This window comes from Streptomyces sp. NRRL B-1140 (assembly GCF_001280065.1).
Taxonomy (GTDB): domain Bacteria; phylum Actinomycetota; class Actinomycetes; order Streptomycetales; family Streptomycetaceae; genus Streptomyces.
In genome coordinates this window covers 1-20,600 of sequence record NZ_LGEA01000107.1, presented here as the reverse complement: position 1 = coordinate 20,600, position 20,600 = coordinate 1, and the positions used below count along the sequence as shown (strand labels likewise).

General features: G+C 72.0%; 20 protein-coding genes and 1 pseudogene. 15 read left to right on the top strand and 6 right to left on the bottom strand.

Annotated features, from left to right (window positions below; genetic code table 11):
• Positions 1 to 35: 35 nt before the first annotated feature.
• Entirely contained in the window at positions 36 to 1,049 is a 1,014-nt protein-coding gene (locus ADK65_RS24755; protein ID WP_053672705.1) for a hypothetical protein, read from the bottom strand.
• 195 nt (positions 1,050 to 1,244) lie between these two features.
• Between ADK65_RS24755 and ADK65_RS24750 the strand changes: the two genes are divergently transcribed.
• The 4 genes from ADK65_RS24750 (at position 1,245) to ADK65_RS24735 (ending at position 6,265) form a co-directional block, all read left to right on the top strand.
• Positions 1,245 to 3,002 (top strand): sensor histidine kinase, encoded by a 1,758-nt coding sequence (locus tag ADK65_RS24750; RefSeq protein WP_053672702.1) that lies wholly within the window; start codon positions 1,245 to 1,247, stop codon positions 3,000 to 3,002.
• Entirely contained in the window at positions 2,999 to 3,694 is a 696-nt protein-coding gene (locus ADK65_RS24745) for a LuxR C-terminal-related transcriptional regulator (RefSeq protein ID WP_053672701.1), read from the top strand. The genes ADK65_RS24750 and ADK65_RS24745 overlap by 4 nt, the downstream gene beginning before the upstream one ends.
• A 66-nt stretch (positions 3,695 to 3,760) precedes the next feature.
• The gene (locus tag ADK65_RS24740; protein WP_053672699.1) at positions 3,761 to 4,171 is read left to right on the top strand and encodes a response regulator; all 411 of its coding nucleotides are present in this window, start codon (positions 3,761 to 3,763) and stop codon (positions 4,169 to 4,171) included.
• Between the two features lie 126 nt (positions 4,172 to 4,297).
• Complete coding sequence (locus tag ADK65_RS24735) at positions 4,298 to 6,265, top strand: heavy metal translocating P-type ATPase (RefSeq protein WP_053672698.1); 1,968 nt, start codon at positions 4,298 to 4,300, stop codon at positions 6,263 to 6,265.
• A gap of 10 nt (positions 6,266 to 6,275) precedes the next feature.
• On the opposite strand, the gene ADK65_RS24730 is transcribed toward ADK65_RS24735, so the two are convergent.
• The 3 genes from ADK65_RS24730 to ADK65_RS24720 all read right to left on the bottom strand — a co-directional run bounded on the left by ADK65_RS24730 (position 6,276) and on the right by ADK65_RS24720 (position 10,504).
• Complete coding sequence (locus ADK65_RS24730) at positions 6,276 to 7,346, bottom strand: LacI family DNA-binding transcriptional regulator (protein WP_053672696.1); 1,071 nt, start codon at positions 7,344 to 7,346, stop codon at positions 6,276 to 6,278.
• Between the two features lie 118 nt (positions 7,347 to 7,464).
• The gene (locus ADK65_RS24725) at positions 7,465 to 9,231 is read right to left on the bottom strand and encodes a glycoside hydrolase family 35 protein (protein WP_053672694.1); all 1,767 of its coding nucleotides are present in this window, start codon (positions 9,229 to 9,231) and stop codon (positions 7,465 to 7,467) included.
• Positions 9,232 to 9,322: 91 nt separating this feature from the next.
• Positions 9,323 to 10,504: an MFS transporter gene (locus ADK65_RS24720; RefSeq protein WP_234352936.1), complete on the bottom strand. Its 1,182-nt coding sequence runs from the start codon at positions 10,502 to 10,504 to the stop codon at positions 9,323 to 9,325.
• Between the two features lie 277 nt (positions 10,505 to 10,781).
• Between ADK65_RS24720 and ADK65_RS24715 the strand changes: the two genes are divergently transcribed.
• Positions 10,782 to 11,180, top strand: coding sequence for an SseB family protein (locus tag ADK65_RS24715; protein WP_053672692.1), 399 nt, complete (start codon positions 10,782 to 10,784; stop codon positions 11,178 to 11,180).
• Positions 11,181 to 11,499: 319 nt separating this feature from the next.
• On the opposite strand, the gene ADK65_RS24710 is transcribed toward ADK65_RS24715, so the two are convergent.
• Together ADK65_RS24710 and ADK65_RS24705 are read right to left on the bottom strand one after the other, a co-directional pair.
• A complete protein-coding gene (locus ADK65_RS24710) occupies positions 11,500 to 11,889 on the bottom strand; it encodes a MarR family winged helix-turn-helix transcriptional regulator (RefSeq protein ID WP_053672689.1) in 390 nt (129 codons plus the stop codon).
• Positions 11,890 to 11,944: 55 nt separating this feature from the next.
• On the bottom strand, positions 11,945 to 12,976 hold the full coding sequence (locus ADK65_RS24705) for a LacI family DNA-binding transcriptional regulator (RefSeq protein ID WP_053672688.1): 1,032 nt from the start codon (positions 12,974 to 12,976) through the stop codon (positions 11,945 to 11,947).
• 169 nt (positions 12,977 to 13,145) lie between these two features.
• Here ADK65_RS24705 and ADK65_RS24700 point away from each other — a divergent pair, with 169 nt between their 5' ends.
• The 10 genes and pseudogenes from ADK65_RS24700 to ADK65_RS24655 form a co-directional block, all read left to right on the top strand.
• Positions 13,146 to 13,403: an ArsR/SmtB family transcription factor gene (locus tag ADK65_RS24700; protein WP_053672685.1), complete on the top strand. Its 258-nt coding sequence runs from the start codon at positions 13,146 to 13,148 to the stop codon at positions 13,401 to 13,403.
• A gap of 48 nt (positions 13,404 to 13,451) precedes the next feature.
• A complete protein-coding gene (locus ADK65_RS24695) occupies positions 13,452 to 14,411 on the top strand; it encodes an SMP-30/gluconolactonase/LRE family protein (protein ID WP_053672683.1) in 960 nt (319 codons plus the stop codon).
• 430 nt (positions 14,412 to 14,841) lie between these two features.
• Positions 14,842 to 15,297, top strand: a complete 456-nt coding sequence (crcB, locus tag ADK65_RS24690; protein WP_053672681.1) for a fluoride efflux transporter CrcB — start codon at positions 14,842 to 14,844, stop codon at positions 15,295 to 15,297.
• Positions 15,294 to 15,674 carry a DUF190 domain-containing protein gene (locus ADK65_RS24685; protein WP_053672679.1) on the top strand — a complete coding sequence of 127 codons (381 nt, stop codon included), beginning with the start codon at positions 15,294 to 15,296 and terminating at the stop codon, positions 15,672 to 15,674. Before crcB (ADK65_RS24690) ends, ADK65_RS24685 begins: the two co-directional genes overlap by 4 nt.
• Complete coding sequence (gene crcB, locus ADK65_RS24680) at positions 15,671 to 16,018, top strand: fluoride efflux transporter CrcB (protein WP_053672677.1); 348 nt, start codon at positions 15,671 to 15,673, stop codon at positions 16,016 to 16,018. The genes ADK65_RS24685 and crcB (ADK65_RS24680) overlap by 4 nt, the downstream gene beginning before the upstream one ends.
• An 81-nt stretch (positions 16,019 to 16,099) precedes the next feature.
• Entirely contained in the window at positions 16,100 to 16,936 is an 837-nt protein-coding gene (locus ADK65_RS24675) for an undecaprenyl-diphosphate phosphatase (protein WP_053672675.1), read from the top strand.
• A 175-nt stretch (positions 16,937 to 17,111) separates the two neighbouring features.
• Positions 17,112 to 17,789 (top strand): FadR/GntR family transcriptional regulator, encoded by a 678-nt coding sequence (locus ADK65_RS24670; protein ID WP_053672673.1) that lies wholly within the window; start codon positions 17,112 to 17,114, stop codon positions 17,787 to 17,789.
• The gene (locus ADK65_RS24665) at positions 17,786 to 19,228 is read left to right on the top strand and encodes an amino acid permease (protein WP_053672671.1); all 1,443 of its coding nucleotides are present in this window, start codon (positions 17,786 to 17,788) and stop codon (positions 19,226 to 19,228) included. The genes ADK65_RS24670 and ADK65_RS24665 overlap by 4 nt, the downstream gene beginning before the upstream one ends.
• A gap of 32 nt (positions 19,229 to 19,260) precedes the next feature.
• Positions 19,261 to 20,277, top strand: a complete 1,017-nt coding sequence (locus ADK65_RS24660; RefSeq protein ID WP_053672774.1) for an asparaginase — start codon at positions 19,261 to 19,263, stop codon at positions 20,275 to 20,277.
• Between the two features lie 122 nt (positions 20,278 to 20,399).
• A pseudogene (locus tag ADK65_RS24655) lies at positions 20,400 to 20,600 on the top strand (lyase family protein); the annotation flags it as partial.

Genomic DNA, 20,600 nt, shown 5'->3' with positions numbered 1-20,600 from the left:
CCGATGCCGCTCCTGCTGCCGGCGAGATCCCGGGCTCATGCGGAGCGCCTCCTCTCGTCCAGTTCTCCGATCTCGTCAGGGGAGGGCCCCCTGCTGTCCCCGCTGGGTGCGGGTACACGCCCCTGCGCCAGGTTCTGGAGCAGTTGGGTCGGGGTGACCTTGAGCTCCTCGGCCGCGAACGGCAGCGTGTCGGCGTACTCGCCCAGCAGCTTGGTGAGCGTCTCCCAGCGCGCTTTGACCACCTCGCCGGCGGCCTCCGGGTCCCGCATGAACAGGGGAATCACGTCGTACACTGCGGCCACGTCCACATCCAGCTCGGCCCGGCGCATGCTGTGCGCGCGCTCGGTCTGGTCGGCGTACTGCTTCCTGAGATCGATCAGGAGGGCACGCAACGGTTCGAGTGCGATCCCGGCTTCCAGCTTGGCGACCTTCACCGCGACCTTGTCCTGGGCGTCCTCGACGGCGAGGACCACCGGGTCGGGCGTGACGTCCACGTCGACGAACTGCTCCACGACCAGCAGGCCCCCACCGGGCCCGGTGGACGCGCCGGGCGGGCCGGCCAGGATGGTGCGGCTGTCCACGGCGAGATAGACGTCGTCGTGGCCGCGCTCACGCAGCAGCCTGCGCGCCCATGCGCGGAAGTCGGCGTCGAGCCGGACGCCGGCCGCCTCGCCGTACCGGGAACTGAGCACGCCGTAGCGGGCCACGACGTCCAGCAGGGACCCGGGGTCGGAGCTCCAGCGGGGCTGCACCACCGCGATCGCGCTCACCCCGACCTTGCGCGCGTCCGCCAGCCGTACGGCGTCGGCCGACATCTCCACGGTCTGCGGCGCGTTGTCGAAGAGCAGCACGGACAACTCTCCGGTCGCGGGCAGTCTCCGGCCGGTGAACAGGCCCGTCACCGTGCTGTGCCGGCCGGGGCCGCACACCCGGAAGGGCACACCGTTACGGAAGATGACGGCCAGCCAGCCGACGTTCACCACGAGCCACCGCTCGGGCAGGGGGAAGGGCCCCTTCACCAATGTGGGCAGGACGTATGTCTCTGACATGCCGGAAGCCTCCAGCGGGCGTTGAAGTCACTCGAAAGTGTTGCGGCTCCGGCCTTCTGGGACGATCGGACAAACCTGCTCTTCACGACTGGCATCCTGGGCCGTCAGGCGGGGAAAACCCGGGGTGCTAGGCCTGGTTAACCACAGGCCGGGGGGTGGCTTGACCCAGTGGGGAGTACGGTTCGTGGCGGGCTGATGCCCGGGATCGTCGCCGTGCCGGTCACGTTGCTCGCGCTCGCCGCGGCGGGGTGGGCGGCCATCGCCTCCTGGGGAGTCGGGCCGCCGACCTCGCTCTGGACCGACCTCGCCTACCGGGGCTTCGGAGTACCGCTGGTCCTGGCGGGGGGCGTGCTGTGGACCCGTACGGCGCGGGCCCGGGTGGGCATGCTGCTGATCGCGCTCGGCGTCACCTACTACCTGCAGTTCCTCCGTGTCAGCGGCCACCCGGCCCTGTTCGCCATGGGGTTCTGCCTGGCCTTCCTGTACGTCGGGGTCTTCGGCCACCTGGCCCTCAGCCTGCCCTCCGGGCGGCTGCGCGGGGCGGGCGACCGTGTCTACGTCGCGATCTGCTACCTCGCCTGCACGGGTACCCAGGTGGGCCGGTACTTCGCCGACCGCCCCAGCGGCACGTGGAACTACAACATCGGGCAGGTCAACACGCGGTGGGCGATCGCGAGCAGCCTCATCCTGGCCGTGCTCGGCGTCACGGGCATCGTGATCGTGCTGCGCCGTCTGCTCATCGCGCTCACCGTACGCCGTCGCCGTACCGGGCCGGTCTGGGCGATCCTGGTGATCGCCGGTGTGCTGCTCATCGCGTCGTCTCTGACCAGCGCGATGGGGGTGCCTCTCGACTTCCGCCTCGTCATCGAGGTGCTCATGCTCGGTGGCTCGGCGGCGGGGCTCATCGTGGCGTACATCGTCTCGGCCGGCCTTCAGTGGCGCAGGGAGATGCACATCGCGGAACTGCCCGCCCGGCTCGGGGAACTGCACGCCACGCCGCTGGACGCACTGCAATCGTCCCTCGCCGAGGCCGTGGGCGATCCCACGCTGCGCCTGCTGCTGCCGCGTCAGGGCGGCGTCCTCACTGATCTGTCCGGCAGCCGTGCCGAGGACAGCCGGGACCCGGCGCGCACCCGCACGCCGGTCAGCCGCGGCGACGGGCTGCTGTGTGTCATCGAACACGACGCCGCCCTCACCGAAACCGAGCGGGCCACGGCGATCGCATTCGCCCTCGCCGGCCTGGTGGTGGAGAACGTCCGGCTCTTCGAGCAGGTCAGCGAGTCGCGGCGACGACTGCTCGAAGCCGAACTCGCCGAACGGACACGGATCGAGCGTGCTCTTCACGACGGCGCCCAGCAGGGATTCTTCGCCGTGCTCACCCTGCTCGGCATGGCACACAGCCGGGCCGCGACCGAGGGCAGGGGCCATCTCGCCGAACTGCTGGCCACGGCGAAGTCACAACTCACCGACTCCATGAAGACGCTGCGCGAGCTGTCCCAGGGACTGGACCCTCACGAGCTCGTCCAGAAGGGCCTCGGCAACACCGTCGGCAACCTGGCCCGCAACCACCGGGGACGGGTCACCTACCAGGTGCCCGACCGGCGTTGGCCGGGCCACGTGGAGTCCACCGCGTACTTCGTCATCGCCGAGGGCGTCACCAACGCGGTCAAGCACGCGACGCCCGGGGCGGCCATCCGCGTCGCGGTCACACCGGACGGGGACGACCTGATCGTCACCGTCGCCGACGACGGGCAGGGTGGCGCCGATGCCCGCGGCACCGGCCTGCGCGGACTGGCCGAACGGGTCGCGGCCGTCGGGGGCGAACTGCGCGTCGAGAGCCCCCCGGGCGGAGGCACCCGCCTGGAGGCCCGCCTGCCCGGCGCGTCACCCGCCGATTCACCGGCCGGATCACCTGCCGGTTCCCCCGTCCCCGCAGAAGGAGATGCCCCTTGAAAGCTGTCGTCGTCGAGGACGACCCGATGCTGCGCACCACGTTCATCGCCGCCCTGACCGGCCTCGGCGTCGAGGTCGCCGGAAGTGCCGAAACGGCCGACGACGCCGTCGCCCTGGTCGACGAACACGCCCCGGACGTGGTCACCCTCGATCTGCGGCTGGTGAAGGAGGCCCAGCCCGCCGACGCGGGACTGCGCATCGCCGAACGCGTCAGGGCTCTCTTTCCGGAGGTCGCTCTGCTGGTCATCGCGACCGACCCGACGGTGGAGCACGTCAAACGGCTCATGAAACTGGAGCCGCCCCGCGCGGTCGGACTCATGGCCAAGAGCAGCCTGGGCGACATGGAACTGATCACCGACGCGATGAGCCGGGTCGCCAAGGGCCAGGTCGTCATCGACCCGGGTTGGGTCCGTGACCTCCTGGTGCCGCAATCCCGGCCCGCCGACCGGGCGCCCGACCCGCTGCAGGGCCTGACACCCCGTGAGCGGCAGATCCTCTCCCTCGTCGCGAGGGGCCTGACCAATCTCGCCATCGCCCAGAAACTCTCCTGCACGCTGGGGAACGTCGAAAGGAACCTGTCGACCGTCTTCGGCAAGCTCGGTCTGGCCTCCGAGAACGAGCAGCGGCACCTCAACCGCCGGGTCGTGGCCACCTTGATGTTCCTGCGCGCGGAAAACCAGCGGGATCGGTGAGGGAAACCTTGCTGACGTTCGCCCTCGGGGCGAGGACCATCTCTCCTGTGCGGGGAGGGAGGGGACATGCGCGTCGTCGTCGTCGAAGAAACCCGGGCCCTGCGGGACGCCCTGGTCCGGGTGCTCACCGAGCGCGGGATCGAGGTGGTCGGCACGGCCGCCGGCCATGCCGACGGGCTGCGCGAGGTCGCCCGGTCGGCGCCCGACGTCGTCGTCATCGACATCCACCAGCCGTCCGGCCACACGGACGAAGGAGTGGCGACGGCCCGGGCGATCCGTGCCGGGCACCCGGAAACGGGGCTGCTGGTGCTGTCGTCCCGTGTCGCGACGGACCAGGTGCACCACCTCGCGGGACCGCGCCCCGCGGGCGGCGTCGGATGCCTGCCGAAGGAGCGTCTGGGCGACCCCGACCGTCTCGTCGGCATACTGCGCCGCGTGCACGCAGGCGAGACGATCATCGACTCCTTCGGTGACTGAGGCCGACGAGGCGAGGACCACCCCAAGTGTGGCCCAGGCTGCCCCTCAAAATGAAGACATGAATCAGTCTTCATGTGTTCCTGTATGGTGAGAGGTGCCGACGCGCCCCCGCCAGAAGGACCCCTGATGACCTCCACCCTCACGCCGCAGCCGGTCGAACGGACGACGCCCCAGCGCCCTGAGGCGGTGGCCCGGCGGCGTACCCGTGTCCTCGCGCTCCCCGAGGCGCGCTGGGCCGCCGCGGCCACCGCCTTCTTCCTGCTCGCCCTGCCCCTGCAGCTGACCGGCGCCCCGGCCTGGACGTGGGGAGCCCTGTACGCCCTGTCGTACGTCACGGGGGGCTGGGAGCCTGGCTGGGAGGGTCTCAAGGCGCTGAAGGACCGCACCCTCGACGTCGACCTGCTGATGGTCGTCGCCGCACTGGGCGCGGCCGCGATCGGGCAGGTCATGGACGGCGCCCTGCTCATCGTCATCTTCGCCACCTCGGGCGCGCTGGAGGCCCTGGCCACGGCCCGTACCGCCGACTCCGTGCGCGGCCTGCTCGACCTGGCCCCCGCCACCGCCACCCGGCTGGGCCCGGACGGCGCCGAACAGGCCGTCCCCGTAGAGGAGCTGGAGGTCGGCGACACCGTCCTCGTACGCCCCGGGGAGCGGGTCGGCGCCGACGGCCGGGTGCTGGACGGGGCGAGCGAGGTGGATCAGGCGACCATCACCGGCGAACCGCTGCCGGTGGCGAAGGAGCCCGGCGACGAGGTCTTCGCAGGCACCCTCAACGGCACCGGCGCGCTGCGGGTCCGGGTCGGACGCGACGCCTCCGACTCGGTGATCGCCCGGATCGTCCGCATGGTGCAGGAGGCGTCCGAGACCAAGGCGCCCACGCAGCTGTTCATCGAGAAGGTCGAACAGCGCTACTCGCTGGGCATGGTGGCCGCGACCCTGGCCGTCTTCCTGGTCCCGCTCGCCTTCGGGGCCCAGCTCACCGACGCCCTGCTGCGCGCCATGACCTTCATGATCGTGGCGTCCCCGTGCGCGGTCGTCCTGGCCACCATGCCGCCCCTGCTGTCGGCCATCGCGAACGCCGGACGTCACGGCGTGCTGGTGAAGTCGGCCGTCGTGATGGAGCGGCTCGGCCAGGTGGACGCCGTCGCCCTGGACAAGACCGGCACCCTCACCGAGGGCGGTCCCCGTGTCACCGACGTCCGGCCGCTGCCCGGATCCGGCCTGGACGAGACGGAGGTGCTGACGCTGGCGGCCGCCGCCGAGCGGCCCAGTGAGCATCCGCTGGCCCGGGCGGTCGTGGACGCGGCCCGCGAGCGCGGTCTCGACCTGCCCGACGCACGGGACTTCGGCTCCGCGCCCGGCGTGGGAGTCACCGCCGTCGTGGGCGGCCGCACGGTGGAGGTCGGCGCACCGGCCCGGCTGGCGGCCGACGCCGTGGCCGCGGCCGCGGAACTGGAGGAGTCCGGCCGTACCGCCGTCCTGGTCGTCGTCGACGGCACTCCCGCCGGGCTTCTCGGCATCGCCGACCGGCTGCGCCCGGACGCCGCCGCCACCGTCACCTCCCTCGCCCGGCTCACCGGCTCGGCCCCGGTGCTCCTCACCGGCGACAACCCCCGCGCCGCCGCGCACCTCGCCGCCGAAGCCGGCATCGGCGACGTACGCGCCGGGCTGCTGCCGCAGGACAAGCTGGCCGCCGTCGAGGAGATGGAGAGCGCGGGCCGCAAGGTGCTGGTCGTCGGCGACGGCGTCAACGACGCTCCCGCGCTGGCCGCCGCGCACACCGGCATCGCCATGGGCCGGGCGGGCTCCGACCTGGCCCTGGAGACAGCGGACGCCGTCATCGTGCGCGACGAACTCGCCGCGGTTCCCGCCACGATCGCCCTGTCCCGTCGCGCCCGCCGCCTCGTCGTGCAGAACCTCGTGATCGCCGGGGTGTTCATCACCGGCCTCGTCGTCTGGGACCTCGCCGGTGACCTGCCGCTGCCGCTGGGCGTCGCGGGCCACGAGGGCTCCACGGTCCTGGTCGGCCTGAACGGGCTGCGGCTGCTGAGGGAGGGCGCCTGGCAGCGGGCCGCCGCCGGGGGAGAGGGCTGACGAACGCCGGTCAGCGCACCGGTGGGGGAGCGCTGCTCGCCCGCACCACGAGGTCCACGGGCACCAGGGTGCCGACGCCGGGCCGCTCGCCCGTGCCGTCGATGCGGTCGACGAGGAGCCGCAGCGAACGGGTGCCGATCTCCGCGAAGTCGGTGCGGACGGTGGTCAGCGGCGGCAGGAAGTGCGCGGCCTCGGGGATGTCGTCGTAACCGACCACGCTGACGTCCCCGGGGACCGACCGTCCCGACTCGTGCAGCGCGTGCAGCAGGCCGAGCGCCATCTGGTCGTTGGAGGCGAACACCGCCGTCACCTCGGGGCGCCGGGCCAGCCGACGGCCCAGCTCGTAGCCGGAGCCGGCGCTCCAGTCCCCGACGAGGGGGTCCGGAACGGCCGCACCGGCCGCCCGGAGCGTCGCCTGCCAGCCCGTCATCCGGTGGTCGGCGGAGGTCCAGCCCGTGGGGCCCGCGATGTGCCACACGGTGGCGTGGCCGAGGCCGAGGAGATGCTCGGTGGCCTTGCGGGCACCGGTGCGCGAATCGCCGGTGACCAGGGACGTCTCGTCGTCGAGCGCGTTCTCCAGCACCACCAGGGGAGTGGCAGGATCGGTCGCCTCCGCAAGGGCCCGGCCCACCCACAGCTGGGGCGCGATCGCGATCACGCCGTCCGCGCCCTCGGCCGAGAGCCGGTTCAGGGCCTCGACGACGGTGTCGTGGTCGGCGGTGTCGAGAGCGATGGAGCTGACGAGGTAACCGGCCTCCTGCGCCGCCGTGTTGATCGCGGTGAGGATCGAGGCGGGCCCGTACCGCGCGGCGTCGAAGGAGATGACCCCGAGCATGCGGGTCCTGCCGCTGGCCAGGGACCGCGCGCTGCGGCTGGGCCGGTAGCCGAGGCTCCGCATGGCCTCCAGGACGGCCTCGCGGGTCTCCGTCCGGACGGCCGGATGGTCGTTGAGCACCCGCGAGACCGTCTGCTTGGAAACCCCGGCCATCCGGGCCACGTCGGCCATCACCGGCCGTGCCCCGGCGAAGTTGCGCCTGCTGCGGCCCTTGGGCGCGGGGCCGTCGGAGGCGCTCGATGTCATGGCGGATGATTCCTCGAGGTCGGCACGGCGGTCCTGAGGCCGCCCGGCAGGACCACAGCATAGGCCGGGTAGGGCTCGCCGGGTCCCAGCCCGCGGGCCAGGGCGCGCACAGCATGCCTCACCAGGTGTTCTCCGGGCCGAGGTCGGGGGTGTCGATGAGCCGGGCACGGGTGGTCGTGGTGCCGTGCAGCTCCAGCAGGACGAGTTCGTTGGCGCCCGGGCGCAGCACCGGTGCGGGAACGTACAGCGTGCGCTGCGGGCCGCGGTTCCAGTAGCGGCCCAGGTGGAAGCCGTTGACCCAGGCCTGCCCCTTCGACCAGCCGGGCAGGGAGAGGAAGGCGTCGGCGGGGGTGCCGACGTCGAAGCTGCCGCGGTGGAAGGCCGGCACGGTGACCGGTGCCTCCCCGGCCGGGGCGAACGGCACCGCGCCCAGGTCGTCCAGGGGCAGCGGACGGCACTCCCAGCCCGTCAGCTCCGTGCCGTCGAGGGAGACGGGTCCGAGCAGGCCCTTGGCCGCGCCGATGCGGGGGCCGTAGTTGACGCCGCCCATGTTCTCGACGAGCACCTCCAGCGTCGCCCCGGGGTGCGGCACCCGCACGGGCAGCGTCTCGTCGTGGCGTTCGCTCTCCAGCACGCCCACGGGCGCACCGTCGACGAAGATCTGGGCGCGGTCCCCGACCCCGTGGGCGAAGTGCAGCAGGCCGTCGCCGCCGGCGGGGAGGGCGGTGCGGTAGAGGGCGTAGCCGGTGCGCTGCCCGAGTTCGTCCATGGTCACAGGCGTGTCGGCGGGCACGGCCGTCGCGAGCGATCCGGCGAGCGGCAGGAGGGGCGCCCGGCTGTCCAACTCGACCCAAGTTGGCGTGAGTTTGGCACTCGGGGCCGGGGCGGGCTCGTCGGGCACGGTGGCGTGGCGGGCGATGACCTCGCGGAAGGCGTGGTACTTCGGGCCCGGGTCGCCGCACTCGCTGAGCGCGGCGTCGTAGTCGTAGGAGGTGACGGTGGGCGTGTAGGCGTGCTTGTGGTTGGCGCCGTTGCTGAAGCCGAAGTTGGTGCCGCCGTGGAACATGTAGATGTTCACCGACGCCCCGGCGGACAACAGCCGGTCCAGGTCGGCGGCGGCGTCGGCCGCGTCCCGCACGTGATGGGGGCCGCCCCAGTGGTCGAACCAGCCGATCCAGAACTCGGCGCAGAACAGCGGGCCTTCGGGCCGGTGCTCGCGCAGCCGGGCCAGGGACCGCTCGACGCGGCTGCCGAAGGTACTGGCCGTCAGCACACCCGGGAGGCTCCCCGCGGCCAGGTGCCCGGGGTCGGCCTGGTCGCAGGTGAACAGCAGCTCCTCGACGCCGCGGGAGCGGAAGGCGTCCGCGAGGTGCTTCAGATAGGCGCCGTCGTCGCCGTAGGCCCCGTACTCGTTCTCGACCTGTACGGCGATGACGGGACCGCCCGCCGCCGCCAGGTACGGGCGGAGCGCGGGCAGCAGCAGGTCGAGGTAGCGGTCGACGGCCCCGGTGAAGCGGGGATCGCTGGTGCGCAGCCGGATGTCCGGGTCGGACGTCAGCCAGTCGGGCAGGCCGCCGCCGTCCCACTCGGCGCAGATGAACGGCCCCGGACGCAGCAGCACCCGCAGCCCCTCGTCCTGCGCGAGCCGGAGGAACCGGGGCAGGTCGAGGAAGCCGTCGAGGACGAGGGGGCCCTCGGGGTCTGGCTGGTGGTGGTTCCAAGGGATGTACGTCTCCACGGTGTTGAGTCCCATCGACCGCGCCTTGCGCAGCCGGTCGGACCACAGCCCGGGGTGGACGCGGAAGTAGTGCAGTGCGCCGGAGATGATCCGGAACGGCTCACCGTGCAGCAGGAATCCGTCGGACGTCGTCGTCAGGGCGGGCATGCGGAGGCTTCCCTTCTGGAGGGCGGGAGTGCGGTCGGCTGATCCAAAGGGGCGGGAGCGCGGCAGTTGGGCTGCTGGGGCGGGAGTGAGGTCAGCGGGAGCGGGTGGCGCGGATCAGCCAGAGCGCGGCGGTCAGGCAGAGCGCCGATACGCCGCAGAGCAGGAGCGGCACGGCGCGGACCCCGGACCACTCGATGGCCTTGCCCAGAGCCGGCCCCGCGGCCACGCCCCCGGCCATGGAGGCCGCGATGACCAGTGCACCGGCCCGCCGGGCCCGCGGGGCGGCGCGGTTCAGCCACGGCAGCCCGGTGGGGAAGATCGGCGCGATGAACAGACCGACACCGGCGTACGCGTAGGGCGCCAGTGCCGGGACGGCCGCGGCCAGCAGACACACCGTCATGCCCGCGCAGGAGACGGTGATGATGGCCTGGGCGGAGAAGCGCAGGGCGAGCGGGGCGACCAGGAAGCGGCCGGCGGTCATCATGAGCCAGTACACGGAGGTGGCGGTGGCGGCGACACCGGCGCCGTAGCCGACGGTCTCCAGATGGGTGGGCTCCCAGCCGCCGACTCCGGCCTCGATGCCGACGTGCAGCACGTAGAGGACGACGAAGACGGACAGCACGGAGCCGAGGCTCCGTCCGAGGACGGCTGTGCCGCCGGTCCGCTCCGCGGCCGCGACGGGCGCCTGGTTGCGCACGCCCCTCAGGCACAGCAGCAACGGCAGGTTGACGGCGGCGAAGACGAGGAAGACGGCCGGGTAGTGCTCGGATCCGACCGCGCCGATGACGGCGGGGCCGAGGATGGCGCCGATACCGAAGTGCGCGTTGAGGATGTTCAGCATCGCGGTCGAGCGGTGGCCGAAGCCCACGGCGAACAACTGGTTGAGGCCGTAGTCGATGCCGCCGAAGCCGAGCCCGGCGAGCAGGGCCGCCGCCAGCGCGGTCGGCCAGTCGGGAGCCAGCGCGAAACCGGCCGCGCCGACCGCCATCAGCAGATACGAACTGCCGAGGACGCGCCGGTTCCCGGCTCGCCCGTAGAGCCGGTCGAACAACAGCACACCGGCGACACCACCGACGAAGTGCGCACTGAGCCCGAGCCCCGCGGCGGACGGCGACAGCCCGAACTCCGCACGCAGAGCCGGGATCGCCGGCCCGTACAGCGCCTGCAACGCCCCGATCAGTACGAAGCCGGCACACGAGGCCACTACGGCGGCTCTGCTGAAGAGCGGGCCGGGCGGGGCGGGGGAGGGACGGGTGACGCGCTCTTCGATCACGCGGACTCCGAGGGACGGCCCACCGGGAGGTGGGCGGAGGGCACGGTCTGCGGACGGGATCAGAGGAGTGATGTTACCGGTAACATCCGGTGCGTCAACATCCCCGGCGGGCCCGGGGGCGGCCCGAATGTCACCACGGGATCTCCTCGGCGCTCCCACGAACCCTGAAGATCCACCAGGATTGCCCCGTTCCCGTTCGGGTACGCGAGCAGGACCGTACCCGGGGCGGATCTTGCCCCGGGCAGGCCGCACGACCGCCGCAACCAGGGAATGTGCCATGGAGACACCCGCAAACGACCCCACGCCCACGCCCGCCCAGCGGGCTTTGGACGTCCTCGCCGAGAACACCGAGGACGCGGCGGCTCTGGACGCGCTCGCCAACAGCGACGTGCTCATCCCCGTGCCCGACGACGCGGCCGACGCCGACGCCACCAACCCCTCGGCGGTGGCCCTGCCGGTGCTCGAGCAGCCGGGCGGCGAACCGGTGGTGCCCGTGTTCACCTCCGAGGTGGAGATGGCCGGGCTGCTGCCGTTCGTCTCCCGCTACCGCATGGTGCCGCTCGGCGCCCTCGCCGCCCAGTGGCCGGCCGACGACCTGTCGCTCACCATCGACGGCAGCTCCGAGCACCGGCTGACGCTCACCTCGGAGGGAGTCCGCACCCTACTGGTCCGATAGCAGTACTCACGCCGGGCGTCCGCGCGGTCGCGGCAGGTCAGAGCGCCTTGCCGGGGTTCGACATGCCCCGTCGAGAGCCTCCTTGATCCGCCGCCGCATCGCGCGGGCGGCCGGCGGCGTCTTGCCGGGGCCGGTGCCTCCGTGCGACACACCGTCGTCACCAAAGGCTCCGGCAGCACCAAAGGCTCCGGCAGCCCAGGCGACGGCCGCCGCCTGCCTCGCCGAGCCGCACCGTCGCACCGCACGACGTGCGACGGGAGGCTCCAGCGGCAGAGGGCTGTGCCCGGGGGCCGTCAGCCGGGGCGTGACGCCCGGCGGCCTACCCGCCCAGCGTCCGGGCCAGCGCGGCCCGCTGCAGCGGCAGCACCTCGGCGTGCAGGTCACGGCCCCTGGCGGTCAGGGCGACCCACACCCCCCGCCGGTCCTCCGCGCACACGGACCGCGTCACCAGACCGTCCTTCTCCAGCCGGGCGATCAGCCGGGACAACGCGCTCTGGCTGAGATGGACCCGCCCCACGAGGTTCTGCACCCGGCACTGCTCGCCCTCCTCGGGCGCGGTGGTCGCGAGCATGTCCAGGACCTCGAAGTCGGACGCGCCGAGACCGTGCGGGTGCAGCGCCCGGTCGATCTCGCACATCGTGCGCGCGTGGGCGGACAGGATGTCCCGCCACCGTTCCTCGAGCTGCCCGCCAGCCGTTCTCGCCGCCATGAGGGAACGGTAACACCGTTGCAGGATTCAATGACCGTGCATGGATACGCGGCTCCTATGCGGATTCCCGCTTCACCAGCTCCGTCGGCAGGATCACCGCCGCCGGATCCTCGCCCCCGATCTGCGCGAGGAGCAGCCGCACCATCTCGTTGCTGATGCGGTCCCAGGGCTGTCGGATGGTCGTCAGCCCGGGACTGGAGGCCACGGCAGCCGGTGAATCGTCGAAGCCGCCGAGCGCCACGTCCTGGGGCACCCGCCGCCCGGCCCGGCGCAGCGCCGTGAGCGCTCCCTGCGCCATGAGGTCGGAGGCCACGAAGACCGCGTCGGCGTCCGGGGCCTGTGCCAGCAGCCGCTCGGCGCCCTCCTCACCGCTCGCCCTGCTGTAGTCACCGGAGACGACCAGCCGCTCGTCGAACTCCAGGCCGGCCTCCGCCAGTACCTCCTGGTAACCGGCGAGGCGCTCGACGCCGCCGGGTGTGTCCAGCGGCCCGGTCACCGTGCCCACCCTGCGCCGCCCCAGCGACAACAGGTGGCGCACCATGTCGCGGGCCCCGTCGCGGTCGTCGGCGGCCACGTAACCGACCTTGGAGGCCAGCCCGACCGGCTTTCCGCACGCGACCAGCGGCACCCCCGCCTCGCGCAGCCGCTCCGCCACGGGGGCACCGGAGCGGCTGGAGACCAGCAGCACCCCGTCGACGTGCCCGGCGGTGATGTACCGCGTGATGCGCCGCCGTTCACCTTCGGTGCCCGCCAGCATCAGCAGCAGCGGGATGTCGTGTGCCGCGAGCGCCTGGGTGCAGCCACGCAGCAGGACGTTGAAATTGGGGTCCTCGAAGAACCGCTCCTGTGGCTCGGTGAGTAGGAAGCCGATCGAGTCGGACCGCCCGGTGATCAGGGACCGGGCGTGCCGGTTGACGACGTAACCCGTCTTCCGGATGGCCGCGTTGACCGCCTCCTGGGCGGCCGGGCTGACGTAGTGGCCACCGTTGAGCACGCGGGACACGGTGCCGCGTGAGACACCCGCCTCGCGCGCCACGTCGTGGATCGTGGGCGGCCTGCGCCTGCCTCCCGCAGCCTTCATGGTCATGACTTTACGGCTCCTCTTCCTCCCTCCACCTGTCCATCCGAACCCCGCGGCGTGTCACGGCAGTTCGGTATCGGTCATACGATGCCGACTGCCGGACAGCGCGGCGTCGCCTGCGAGACAGTGGGGGAAGGCGCGGTGAGAGGGCGAAGCCGCGAGGCAGGGGCACGACATGCTGAGGACTCCCACGGGCGAGACGCGGCTGCGCATCCTGGCCTGGATGAAGGAACCCGGCCCCGCGGCGGACGGTGTCACCGCGGATGCCGTCGCCGAGCGGTTCTCCATACCGCGCCCGGTCGCCGTCAGTCATCTCCGGCTGCTGGAGGCCACCGGCATGCTGCGCACCAGCAGGTCCGCGGGCCGTGTGCGCTACCACCGGGACGACATGCGGATCGCCGAGGTCGCCCGGATGTTCGAGAAGGGCTGGTAGGCGACCCGTACCGCGGCATCGCCCCCGATGATGAAGGATACGCGCGCCATGGACCGTCCCACAGCACTCGTCCCCCGCCACTACATCGCGGTGGGCCCCGGCCCCGAGGACGTGATCGCCGACCCTCGCGGCCGGGTCCTCACCGGCGTCGCGGACGGTCGCATCCTGCGGCTCGACGCCCTCGCCGATCCGGTCGCGGCCCGCGTCGAGGTGCTCGCCGAGACCGGTGGCAGGCCGCTCGGGCTCGAACTCCTCCCGGACGGCGACCTGTTGGTGTGCGACGCCGAGCGCGGACTGCTGCGCGTCGGCACCGGCGACGGCACGGTGCGGATCCTCGCCGACTCGGCGGCGGGAGAGCCGCTGCGGTTCTGCAGCAACGTCGTGTCCCTCTCCGACGGCAGCGTCTACTTCACCGTCTCCAGCCGCCGTTACCCCCTGGAGCACTGGATCGGCGACATCGTCGAACACACCGGGACGGGACGGCTGCTGCGGCTCGCCCCCGGCGCCGACACACCCGAAGTCGTGCTGGACGGACTGCAGTTCGCCAACGGGGTCGCCGTCGGTGCCGACGAGTCCTTCCTGATCGTCGCGGAGACCGGCGCCTGCCGGCTTCTGCGCCATTGGCTCACCGGGCCGCGGGCCGGGCGGAGCGAACCGTTCGCCGAGAATCTCCCCGGCATGCCCGACAACCTCTGGCGCGGCGCGCCCGACGGACCGATCTGGGTCGCGCTGGCCGGGCCCCGCGTCCCGCCTCTCGCCCTGCTTCACCGCAGCGCGCCGGGCCTCCGGGCCGCCGCCGCGCGTGTCGCCGTACGCGCCCCGTTCCGCCCCACCGGCACGGTCGCCCTGCAGGCGTTCGACGACGAGGGCCGCGTCGTCCATCACCTCACCCGCCGCCGCTCCGGCTACCGCATGCCCACCAGCGTCTGCGAAGCGGGCGGGCACCTGGTCCTCGGGAGCGTCTGGGAACGGGGGGTGGCAATCTGCGAGCGACCCGCCCTCGGGTGATCTGCAGCGGCAGCGGCAGCGGCAGCGGCAGCGTCCGGGTACGGGGGTGTCGCGCTCCGAGAGCCACCCGCTCCGAGTGATCCGCAGCGGCAGCATCCGGGAACGGGGGCCGTGACCCCGCCCGTCCCGGGTGATCCGAAGCGGCAGCATCCGGGTACGGGGCGTGGTGGGCCGCGAGCCCCCGCCCTGAGCGAGACCCGCATCGTCCGCGCCGAAGTGACCGCACCGCCCGCCCCGCAGTGATCTCCACCGCCTCGGAGTGACCACACCGAGCCCCGGGGTTAATCTGAATCCCGGCCGCGACCTGTCGCGGCGCGGCGGTGGGGCCCGCCGTACCCGAACCGCGGCAAGGACGCCGCCAACGGTCCCTACTTGCGACGGCACGCGCCCGCACGACCCCGGGCTCCCGGCGAGTAGGAGACACATCCCGATGACATCCCCCGAGAGCCTCCGCGTGCGGGCTTCCAGCCCGCGGCAGCCCTCGTGGCGAGCCCAGGCACCCGTCGTCGGGGCCGTGGCGCTCGGCGGGGCGGCGGGGGCGGCCGTCCGCTACGCCGCCTCCCTCGGGTGGCCCACGCCCGCGGGCGGCTTCCCCTGGACGACCCTCTGGGTCAACATCGCCGGCTGCGCCGTGATCGGCGTGTTCATGGTGATCATCACCGAGGTCCGCTCCGCCCACCCCCTCGTCCGCCCCTTCTTCGGCACCGGCGTCCTCGGCGGCTTCACCACCTTCTCGACGTACGCCGTCGACATCCGAAGACTCCTCGACGCCGGCCAGGCCGGCCCCGGACTGGCCTACCTCGTCGCGACCCCGCTCGCGGCCCTCACGGCGGTGTGGCTCGCGGCCGGCGCCACCCGCCGCGTCCTGAAAGGGAGGCAACGATGACGAGGCTCACCGGCAGGGCACTGCGTCTGACCGTCTTCATCGGCGAGAGCGACACCTGGCACCACAAGCCGCTGTACTCGGAGATCGTCCACCGGGCCCACGCGGCGGGCCTCGCGGGTGCGAGCGTCTTCCGCGGCATCGAGGGCTTCGGCGCCTCCTCCCTGATCCACACCTCGCGGCTGCTCTCCCTGAGCGAGGACCTGCCGGTGGCCGTGGTGATCGTCGACACCGAGCCACGCGTGCGTGCCTTCCTTCCGCACCTCGACGACATCGTCACCGAGGGACTCGTCACCCTCGACGACTGCGAAGTGATCCGGTACGCCGGACGCGGGGACGATCCGGGCACAACGGGCGAGAAGGGTAAGAGGTCGTTGTGAACTGGCTGCTGGTCGTCTGCGGCGCGATGGTGGGCGCCCCGCTGCGCTACCTCACCGACCGGGCGGTCCAGGCGCGCCACGACTCGGTCTTCCCCTGGGGCACCTTCACGGTCAACGTCACCGGCTCCCTGGTCCTCGGCCTGCTCACCGGAGCCGCCACCCACCTCCAGCTGCTGCTCGGCACCGGCCTGTGCGGGGCCCTGACGACCTACTCGACGTTCTCCTACGAGACGCTGCGGCTGGTGGAGACCGGTGCGCGTCTCCAGGCGGCCCTCAACGTCGGCGTCACCGTGGTGGCCGGCCTTGCCGCGGCCTTCGCGGGGGCGGCACTGGCGCGTATGTGAGGCGCGTCCATGAGCTTCGTTCTCGTCCGGGTGTAGTAAGACGGTCCCCTCCGCTCCCGCCCCCGAGCAGAACTGGATCCCATGAGCGTCATCAGCGTCGGTCAGGCCGTCGTCCTCGGAGCCGTCGAGGGGGTGACCGAGTTCCTGCCCGTCTCCTCCACCGGCCATCTGAAGATCGTCGAGGGCCTGATGGGCATCCCCGTCGACGACGACGCGGTGGTCGGGTTCTCGGCCGTCATCCAGGTCGGCGCGATCGCCGCGGTGCTCGTGTACTTCTTCAAAGACATCGTGCGGATCGTCTCCGCCTGGGGGAGGGGCCTGCGCGACCGCGAGGAGCGGTACCACCACGACTACCAGTTCGCCTGGTGGGTGATCTGTGCGACGATCCCGATCGTCGCCGTCGGACTCGCCGCCAAGCCGCTCATCGAGGGCCCCCTCGCCTCGCTGTGGGTGGTCGCCGGCTCGCTGATCGTCGGCAGCGGCGTGATGTGGGCGGCGGACCAGATGGGCCGGCACAAGCGTGGGGAGGACGACACCTCCTTCAAGGACGCGATGCTGGTGGGCAGCTCCCAGATCCTCGCCCTGCTCTTCCCCGGCTTCTCCCGCTCCGGGGCCACCATGTCCACCGCGCTGATCCTCGATCTGGACCGCGTCGCCGCCACCCGGCTCTCCTTCTTCCTCGGCATCCCCGCGCTCACCGGTGCCGGCCTGTACGAGCTCAAGGACGCCCTGGGCGCAGGGGTGGGCGCGGCGCCGCTGGCCGTCGGCACGGTCGTCTCCTTTGTCGTGGCCTACGCCTCCATCGCCTGGTTGCTGAAGTTCGTCGCCAAGCACTCCTTCAACGCCTTCGTGATCTACCGGATCGTGGTGGGAGTGCTGCTGTTCGGGCTGCTGGGGGCGGGTGTGCTGCACAGCTGAGTCGTGTGCCGGGGGGCGCCGTCGTGTGCCTGCGGCGCCGTCGTGGCTGGTCGCGCGGTTCCCCGCGCCCCTTTGGGACACCCCTTGACAGCTTGAGCCGTCGGCCCGGAGTATCTCTCCCGTGAACCTGTCAGACAGCCGGACAGCCGGACAGCCTGTGCGTCGTGTCAGTGCCATGGAAGCGGTGCTGGCGTACCTGCGCGGCGCCATCGAGCGGGGCGAGTACGCCATCGGCGACAAGCTCCCCTCCGAGGCGGAGCTGTGCCGCACCCTGGAGGTCTCGCGGCCCGTGCTGCGCGAGGCGCTGCGGGCGCTGCAGACCATGGGCCTGACCGTGTCCCGGACCGGAAAGGGCACCTTCGTCGTCGCCAGTACCGTCGAGGACCCCACCTTCGGCGACTACTCCGCGAGCGACCTGCTGGAGGTGCGCCGCCACGTCGAGATCCCGGTCGCCGGGTACGCGGCCCGGCGCCGCACCCCGGAGAACCTCGACCACCTGGCCCACCTCCTGGACCGGATGGAGCGGGAGACGGACACCACCGCGTGGGTCGCCATGGACACGCTGTTCCATCTCGCCGTGGCCGAGGCCGCTCAGAACCCGGTCTTCCGCCGGGTCATCGAGGAGATCCGGGACGCGCTGGCCCGCCAGTCCGCCTTCCTCAACGAGCTGGGCGGCCGGCGCGAGCAGTCCAACCGCGAGCACCGGGCGATCGTCGAGGCGCTGACCGACGGTTCCGAGAACGACGCGGTGGAGGCCATGGCCCACCACCTCGACCGCGTCGAGACCACCCTCACCGACATCGTGCGCTCCTCGCGCACGGACATCCCCACGGAAGGCGGAACCGAGGCGTGAGCGAGCAGTCCCTGCACGACGATGTGCAGAAACGTTCCATCCATGTCGATGCCGGAGACGCGGGCTACAGCAAGTCCTTGAAGTCCCGGCACGTCAACATGATCGCCATCGGCGGTGCCATCGGCACCGGCCTGTTCCTCGGCGCGGGCGGCCGTCTCGCCGACGCCGGCCCGTCCCTCTTCGTCGCCTACGCGGTCTGCGGCCTCTTCGCCTTCCTCGTGGTGCGCGCCCTCGGCGAACTGGTGCTGTACCGGCCCTCCTCGGGCGCCTTCGTCTCCTACGCCCGTGAGTTCATGGGGGAGAAGGGCGCCTACACGGCGGGCTGGATGTACTTCCTCAACTGGGCGACCACCGGCATCGCCGACATCACCGCCGTCGCCACCTACACCCACTACTGGGGCATGTTCTCCGACATCCCGCAGTGGGTCATCGCACTGATCGCGCTGGCCGTGGTGCTCACCGTGAACCTGATCTCGGTGAAGATCTTCGGCGAGCTGGAGTTCTGGTTCGCGATCGTCAAGGTCAGCGCCCTGGTCGTCTTCATGTGCATCGGCATCTTCCTGCTGGTCACCCAGCACCCCGTCGACGGCCACAGCCCGGGCCCGTCCCTCATCAGCGACAACGGCGGCGTCTTCCCGCACGGCCTGCTGCCCATGCTGCTGATCATCCAGGGCGTCGTCTTCGCCTACGCCTCCGTCGAGCTGGTCGGTGTCGCCGCGGGTGAGACCGAGAACCCCGAGAAGATCATGCCGAAGGCGATCAACTCGATCATGTGGCGGGTGGGCCTCTTCTACGTCGGCTCGGTCGTCCTGCTGTCGATGCTGCTGCCCTGGAACAAGTACACCGCCGGCGAGAGCCCCTTCGTCACCGTCCTGTCCAACATCGGCATCCCCGCCGCGGGCGGCGTGATGAACCTGGTCGTCCTGACCGCGGCCATGTCCTCGCTCAACTCCGGCTTGTACTCCACCGGCCGCATCCTGCGCTCCATGGCCATGTCCGGGTCCGCGCCCAAGTTCACCTCCGTGATGAGCCGCAGCCAGGTGCCCTACGGCGGCATCCTGCTCACCAGCGGCATCTGCGTGCTGGGCGTCGGACTCAACTTCGTGGTGCCCGCCGACGCCTTCGAGATCGTGCTCAACTTCGCGGCCATCGGCATCCTCGCCACCTGGGGCATGATCATGATCTGTCACCTGCTCTTCTGGCAGAAGACGCAGCGGGGTGAGCTGACCCGCCCGGGCTACCGGCTCCCGGGCTCCCCCTGGACCGAGATCGTGACGCTGGCGTTCCTCGCCTCCGTCCTGGTCCTCATGTACGCCGACGGCGGCGCGGGCCGCACCACCGTGCTGTGCCTGCCGCTGATCGTCGGGGCCCTGGTCGCCGGATGGTTCGCCATCCGCGGCCGTACCGCAAGCAAGTCCACCACCGGAGCCGACGCGTGAGCAACGCGTCGCTCCCTGAGAAGCAGGCAGTGATGTTCAGCAGTTCTCTCGCGGACGCACCCCTTGTCCGCGAACCCCTCCACGCCCCCGTCGCCCACCTCGTACGCGGCGGAATCGTCGAAGGCATCCACTACGGCTCCGTCGTCGTCCTCGACGCCGACGGAGAGGTCCGGCTCCGGATCGGAGACATCGAGGCCGCCTTCTACCCCCGCTCCGCGATCAAGCCCGTGCAGGCCGTGGCCATGGCCCGGGCCGGGCTGCCGCTCGACGGCGAGCTGCTGTCACTGACGGCCGCCAGCCACTCCGGCGAGGAACGCCACCTCGCCGGGGCCCGGCGCATCCTCGAACTCGCCGGGCTCACCGAGGACCACCTGCGCAACGTGCCTGATCTGCCGTTCGACCCGGTCGTCCGGGATTCCTGGGTGCGTGAGGGCCGACTGCCCTCACGGCTCGCCCAGAACTGTTCCGGAAAGCACGCGGCCATGCTCTACACCTGCGCCCTCAACGGCTGGCCCCTGGAGGACTACCTCGACCCCGGCCACCCGCTCCAGCAGGCCATCGCCGAGATTGTCGAGGACCTCACCGGGCAGCGCATCGCCGGCGTCACCGTCGACGGCTGCGGGGCGCCCTTGTTCTCCCTTTCCCTGCACGGACTGGCCCGGGCCGCCGCCCGGATCACCACCGCCGCGCCGGGCACGCCCGAGGCCCGGGTCGCCGACGCGATGCGCGAGCACGCCGAGATGGCCTCCGGCTCCGGCCGGGACGTCGCCGCGTTGATGCGGGCCGTGCCGGGACTGCTCACCAAGGACGGCTTCGAGGGCGTGCAGGTCGCCGCTCTGGCCGACGGGCGAGCCGTCGCGGTGAAGATCGCGGACGGCGCGAACCGGGCGCGCGTGCCGGTGACCGCCGCCGCACTGGCCCGGGCGGGCGTCGACCCGGAGCTGCTCACCGAGTTCGCGGGTGAGCCGCTGCTCGGTGGTGGGCGGGAGGTCGGGCGTGTGCGGCCCGTTCGTTCGCTGCAGCCGGTCGCCGGTGCGGCCCGCGCCTGAACGCGTGCCGGGTTCTTCCGTCCGGCGGCTGCGGCGCCCCTGTGGCTGATCGCGCAGTTCCCGCGCCCCTGAAGGGGCGCACACCCACCCTCACTTCCCTGAGAAAGAGGATCCTCACCCTCATGACCGCCGCCACCCGCTCCGAGCACGATCTGCTCGGTGACCGTGACGTTCCCGCCGATGCCTACTGGGGTGTGCACACCCTGCGGGCCACGGAGAACTTCCCCATCACGGGCATGCCGATCTCCGCCTACCCGCATCTGATCGATGCCCTTGCCGCGGTGAAGGAGGCCGCTGCCCTGGCCAATGAGGAACTCGGCCTG